The organism is Pseudonocardia halophobica, assembly GCF_027922425.1.
Taxonomy (GTDB): Bacteria; Actinomycetota; Actinomycetes; order Mycobacteriales; family Pseudonocardiaceae; genus Pseudonocardia; species Pseudonocardia halophobica.
Genome location: NZ_BSFQ01000167.1, coordinates 1 through 877 on the forward strand (window position 1 = coordinate 1; position 877 = coordinate 877).

General features: G+C 61.1%; 1 protein-coding gene. It reads right to left on the reverse strand.

Features of this window, described 5'->3' with window-relative positions:
• Positions 1-861, reverse strand: an 861-nt coding sequence (locus tag PKE99_RS39155) for a transporter substrate-binding protein (protein WP_271215078.1), incomplete at its 3' end; no start/stop codon positions are given.
• Positions 862-877: the final 16 nt, after the last annotated feature.

Genomic DNA, 877 nt, shown 5'->3' on the forward strand with positions numbered 1-877 from the left:
GAAATAGTTCCATGCTGCCAGATGGCCGACGAGGTTGGTGGTATCCAGCCCCGAAAGCTCTTCCTCGCCGACCGAGAAGGCCACGACCGGGATCTTGTCGGCGGTGACGCCCGCTGCGGCCAGTTCCTTGTAGAAACCGATATTGGCGTCACCGTTGATGGTGGAAACCACGCCGACCTTCTTGCCACCGGCCCCCAGCGCCACCACATCGGCCACGATCTTTGACCAGTCGCTGTGGCCGAACGGGGTATAGTTGACGAAGATATCTTCGGCCGCGATGCCCTTGGCCTTCAGATAGCTTTCAAGGATGTTGTTCGTGGTGCGCGGATAGACGTAATCGGTAGCTCGGAGAGCGAATTTCTCGATCCCCAACTCGTTGAGGAAGTAATCCACCGCCGGAATCGCCTGCTGGCTCGGCGCCGCGCCGGTGTAGAATACGTTCTTCGACGATTCCTCGCCCTCGTATTGCACCGGGTAGAACAGCAGGCCGTTCAGTTCCTCGATGACCGGCAGCACCGATTTGCGGCTGACGGAGGTCCAGCAGCCGAACATCACATCGACCTTCGAAACCGTCAGCAACTCACGGGCCTTCTCCGCGAACAGCGGCCAGTCCGAGGCCGGGTCGACCACCACCGCCTCAAGCTGTCGGCCCAGCACGCCGCCCTTGGCGTTCTGTTCCTCGATCAGCATCAGCATCGTGTCTTTCAGCGTGGTTTCAGAAATCGCCATGGTCCCCGACAGCGAATGCAGGACGCCGATCCTGATCGGGCCTTCCTGCGCAAAGGCAAAACGCGGCGCGGTCAGCGGCGCGGCAAGGGCGGCGGCGGCTGTGGCCAGAAGCGAGCGACGTGTCAGATTCATATCCATTCCCCGTTGC